Source organism: Candidatus Glomeribacter gigasporarum BEG34 (genome assembly GCF_000227585.1).
Lineage (GTDB): Bacteria > Pseudomonadota > Gammaproteobacteria > Burkholderiales > Burkholderiaceae > Glomeribacter > Glomeribacter gigasporarum_B.
The window spans coordinates 1-4,571 of sequence record NZ_CAFB01000070.1; the positions used below are offsets into that span (position 1 = coordinate 1).

Genomic DNA, 4,571 nt, shown 5'->3' on the forward strand with positions numbered 1-4,571 from the left:
CGGCAGAACGTCGGCCATTTTCGCTGGGAATTGAATACACGCTCGATGGCTTTAGCGCAGCGCCCAAATCCAACCAGCGGATGAGCGCGGCGCGGCTCTCCAAGTAACCCATCGAGCACAACGCCAAAGATGGCGAGGAAGGGCATCGATATCCACCACGAGGGTGCGCTCATGGCTGAGTTCAGGCAAAACGCTCTATAGGCGCCTCGTTTGAATTTTTGTATTATTTTTTAGAGCGTAACTCTCCAAAACCTCCATAGTAGCATTTTGTATGATAAAAAAATTCAACGTATCCGTCTCGTTGATATTTGTCAAACAAGCTTCTGGCGGCTTGAATCATTTCTTCATAGCGCGGGTGCTCCGGTTCAAGCAAATAAGACACTGACAATAAACGTCCCAAAAATCCACTTTTATCTAATTTTTGCTGATTTGGAAACGAGGCAACCTGAACAGTATTTGGGGCAAAAAATTGTCTAATTCCTTCTTCTTGCACTTTGTGAGCAGCGATCTCTCTATAGTCAGTGCCATATTGATTTAATAGAGTTTCATATTCTCCCATCAGAGGCGAGGCTTCATTTATACGCAAGTTCCAGAGCAGGATACAAAAACCGCCTGGTTTAAGGATCCGGCCAAATTCATCTTTGGCCTTCTCTTTATCAAACCAATGAAATGCTGTGGCGGCCGTTATGCAGTCCACACTATGATCATCCAGACCCGTCGCTTCAGCGGCGGCGTCAACGCTCATAAAATCCGGATAATTTGAGAGCTGCGCTTCTGCTTTGCTCCGCATCTCCGAATTAGGCTCAATGCCAAATACCCTATATTGATGAGCCAGCAGCAGTTGTGAAAATAGTCCAGTCCCTGCCCCGATATCTGCAACCATCGCCCCGGATTTAAGCCCGCATGCCTGTTCTAAAAGATGGAGAACATCAGAAGGGTAACTCGGCCGATGTCTAGCATAATGTCCGGCTGCATTGCTAAATCTAACCGTTGGGGTGAGGGAAGCTAGACTGTATCGATTTTCAGACATGGCACATGATTCTGCGATTTCCGCCTGCTAATAATCCTTTGCCGCTATGCTCGGTTGGTAGCGTTCGACCAGCCAGCCAAATAGCAGCCCGATCGTGGTCCATAGAATGAGCTGCATGCCAATCGCTGCAACCCGAAAGTTCCATAACAGCGCTGCTGGAAAATCGTCCGGCACTTCGTTGATTGACGGCAGCAGCAGTTGCGCCGCGGCGATGATCGCAATGAATACGGCGCCGCTGGTCATTGAAGCATTCCACGATCCGAAGCGCGCGCCGATCTGCCGGCGGAGGTTCAGCGACAGCGCCATAGCCGCAAGTGAGACCACGATCATGAAGAAGAACAGGCTCGTGCGATAGCCAATCGTTTCGGGAACGCCAACCGATGGCGGATTAGCGGGATATTTGAGCGCGGGTACGATTGTCAGTGCGATGAACGCGGCCATCGCGAGCCAAGCCGATAGCGCGCGCGCACTGAGCTTGCCAACGCGGCCGTACGCGTATGCGAATACCAGCGCGAACAGGCCGCCGAGCGCAGCGCCATAGATCACGACACCGGTGAACAAGCCGAGGCCCGCTTGCGTTTTGCGACTCACAAGTTCAGCGCCGGGCGCTTCGCCTTTATTCGCTTGGGCTGTCTCTTCAAATGCGATGGCCTGAGTCAGCGGCGGTGCGCCAGCGATTTTCGCGAAGCCAAACGTGAGCAGCCCGGCAGCGACGCCGGCCAGCATCCCGCGCAATAGCAGTTTGCCTATCATGATTCATTCTCAGTCAGTGGCACGGGAACCCAAGCAGATGGCGGCTATCGTGGACGAACTCATGCACGTACATGCCAGGGATGAGTGATGTCGCGCCCTGTTCAGCACCGACGAAGTACAACGCAAGCAACAATATTAAGCCGCCGAAGATGATCCACGGCAGCAGTTCGCGCACGGGGATCGGGATTGGCTGAACGGCTGGATTGAAAACGGTGTCAGTCATGATGAATATCTCCAAAGAAAGTGAGGTGCCGCGATAGTCGATTGAGAAGAGAGACATACAAGCCCAAGCCTTGGAAACCAGCTTTATTATATGTCTGACACTTACAAGCCTCGGTCAGGCGCTTGGAACAATTAAACGGCATTCTAAACCAGGATCAAAATCGTTTAGCAGTTGCCGCTCGCGTGGCGGAGCCTTCCATTCACAGCTTGATACATTGAATTGAGCAACAAATCAATCTCGATGACTGGATCCGTCCATATCACGAACAGCGCACTCATACCGGGAAATTTCTCTCTTATCTAAGCGTCCTTAGGTCGTCTAGCCGCTTTGCCGGTGCGACGCATAATCAAGATACAAGGCTATTGATCTCCCTATCCATTTGAAGCCAACTCGCTCGGCAAGTGAGCAATTTGCATAGCCCAAACTGTCCAGTCTCAGAGGTTCACTTGTATATTAATTTTGCCTTAATAAACTTGATCATTTTATTAAGATGAGCAGGGAGGAATCGAGGGTTCTCCCGCCTGTAATGTGAGCCGGTCCCATGTGATGGGATCAATACGTGTCAGTTCCGCATCGAGCGTATGTAAATGTGCATTCAACACGGAGCTCGACTTTGCCATTTACATTATCTGGCAGAGTTGGAAAAATCAGCCTCAAGCAACGGCAATATCACCGGCCAGGCCAACGCAGATCAAACGCACGTGCGCGTCGATCAGCTTAACTTTGCTGCGCAGAATAAACATCGCCAGGCGTTGCTGCACCAGGGCGCGCAAATCGGCGGATACCATCAGTTGGACTGCTTCAGCGCTTTTCCAGACCAGAAAAGAGGCCAGCAAACGTCCTTTAGGCGAGCACAGCCCGGCGCGCCGCACGTGCGCATCGTCAAGATGCCGAATATCATTGGTCAGTTGATTGTGTAAAAAAACCCACTGTATCCGTACCACTGGAGTGCACCCCTAGGGCCTGGACAGTTCGGAGCCGATCAATGGATACGCTTGGCTCACGGATATTCGTAACGGCAAGATTGGACGGCGTGAAGCACGGCCCGCTGACCCAATTTCAGCGAATCTCATTCAGTTGTGGCTGAGCCAATATGATCGGGCGAACTGAATGCTGAAGCAGCAGCTGCCACAACGCTCTCGGAATACGAAGCCAAAATAGCGGCATTGAAACGCAAAGTAGGGCAACGCACGTGGAGTTTGACTTGCAAAAACGCCACGGTTGCGACCCGAAAACAGCAACGAGCTCTTATCCATCGTCAGCGGCCCGCTGCCTGCGGGGTCCAACGGGGGTGTCAGACGATCCAACGCCCACGGAGCACTTTTTCATTGTACTCAGCCGCAAGCGCCTCGCCTGAGTGATCAGCAGATGCTTAAATCCGAGCCGCCCGGCCAACCCACGCCACCGCTGAGGGCCGCATAACACCTCTACTCGGACAGTCCAACCCCAGAAAAAATTGTCGGGCCGAGCGGGTTGAATTTGAAGCCGGTTACGTTTTTGTGTATTGCTTGGAAGCTAGTCGCGTAGACGATAGGGGTAAACGGTTGTTCTTGTTTAAAAATTTTCTGCATTTTCAGATAGAGCTGAGTGCGCTTCGCAGTATCAATCGTTTGTTGGGATTTCTGAAGCAAGTTGTCGAACGCTTTGTTGCGCCAATTCGAGTACTGCAGTGTTCCTAGCCATTCATCAGGATCGCTACTGTTGCTCACCCAAGAGAGCATGATCGCGTCATGCTCGCCTCTACGAGCGCGTGCAAGATATTCTCCCCATTCGGGGCTGAGGATTTTTGCTTGCACCCCAATCTTCTTCCAATCCATTTGGATCATTTCAGCCATGAGCCGCCCGTTTGGCATATGAGGACGCTGTATCGGCATCGCCCACAGTGAAATAGTAAATCCGTTGGGATAGCCCGCTTGCGCTAATAATCGCCTTGCCTGTTTTAAATCACGCGGTGTGTCTTTCAAACTTTTGTCATGCCCCCATTGCAACGGCGGCAACGGCGCGACGGCTGCTTGCGCGTGGCCTTGATATACGGCGTTGATGATCGACCTCTTATCAATTGCCATATCCAGTGCGCGGCGTACCCGCACATCGTCAAGGGGTTTATGAATCGCGTTGTACGCCAGAAACCCCATATTAAACCCTTGCTTGCTTAATATTCGAAGGTGAGGCGCTTTCCGCAGCGACGCGATATCGGAGGGACGCACAGCAGCACTGACGTGGCATTCATTCCGGATCAGTTTTTGCACCCGCACGGCCGCATCCGGCGTGATAGAAAACGTCAGCTTAGACAACCGCACATCATCGGGTTTCCAATACGCTGGATGGCCGTCGAAATAAATGATCGAATCTTGATCATATTTGCGGAAAATAAACGGACCTGTGCCGATTGGTTTCTGATTGATCTCTGACGGCTTCCCCCTTTCCAGCAATTGTGCAGCGTATTCAGCAGAAAGAATCGATGCAAAGGGCATCGCCAGATTAGACAGAAACGGGGCATAGCGCGAGTTCAGCGTAAACCGTACTGTGTAATCATCGAGTGCTTCGATCTGAGTAATAGCCTTG

5 protein-coding genes are annotated in these 4,571 nt (G+C 51.6%); all 5 read right to left on the reverse strand.

The features are described from left to right. Positions 1–223 precede the first annotated feature (223 nt). On the reverse strand, positions 224–1,030 hold the full coding sequence (locus tag CAGGBEG34_RS08385; RefSeq protein ID WP_006683247.1) for a class I SAM-dependent methyltransferase: 807 nt from the start codon (positions 1,028–1,030) through the stop codon (positions 224–226). A 27-nt stretch (positions 1,031–1,057) separates the two neighbouring features. Further along, complete coding sequence (locus CAGGBEG34_RS08390; RefSeq protein WP_006683248.1) at positions 1,058–1,783, reverse strand: CbtA family protein; 726 nt, start codon at positions 1,781–1,783, stop codon at positions 1,058–1,060. A 13-nt stretch (positions 1,784–1,796) separates the two neighbouring features. Continuing rightward, on the reverse strand, positions 1,797–2,006 hold the full coding sequence (locus CAGGBEG34_RS08395; protein ID WP_006683249.1) for a CbtB domain-containing protein: 210 nt from the start codon (positions 2,004–2,006) through the stop codon (positions 1,797–1,799). A gap of 653 nt (positions 2,007–2,659) precedes the next feature. Next, complete coding sequence (locus CAGGBEG34_RS11170) at positions 2,660–2,950, reverse strand: YgfZ family protein (RefSeq protein ID WP_158641856.1); 291 nt, start codon at positions 2,948–2,950, stop codon at positions 2,660–2,662. A gap of 483 nt (positions 2,951–3,433) precedes the next feature. Further along, positions 3,434–4,571, reverse strand: a 1,138-nt coding sequence (locus tag CAGGBEG34_RS08405) for an ABC transporter substrate-binding protein (protein WP_042688431.1), incomplete at its 5' end; no start/stop codon positions are given.

Bases quoted from the DNA above. Each gene is read 5' to 3' on its own strand.
- CAGGBEG34_RS08385 (WP_006683247.1), bottom strand. From the start codon at position 1,030: ATGTCTGAAAATCGATACAGTCTAGCTTCCCTCACCCCAACGGTTAGA.
- CAGGBEG34_RS08390 (WP_006683248.1), bottom strand. From the start codon at position 1,783: ATGATAGGCAAACTGCTATTGCGCGGGATGCTGGCCGGCGTCGCTGCC.
- CAGGBEG34_RS08395 (WP_006683249.1), bottom strand. From the start codon at position 2,006: ATGACTGACACCGTTTTCAATCCAGCCGTTCAGCCAATCCCGATCCCC.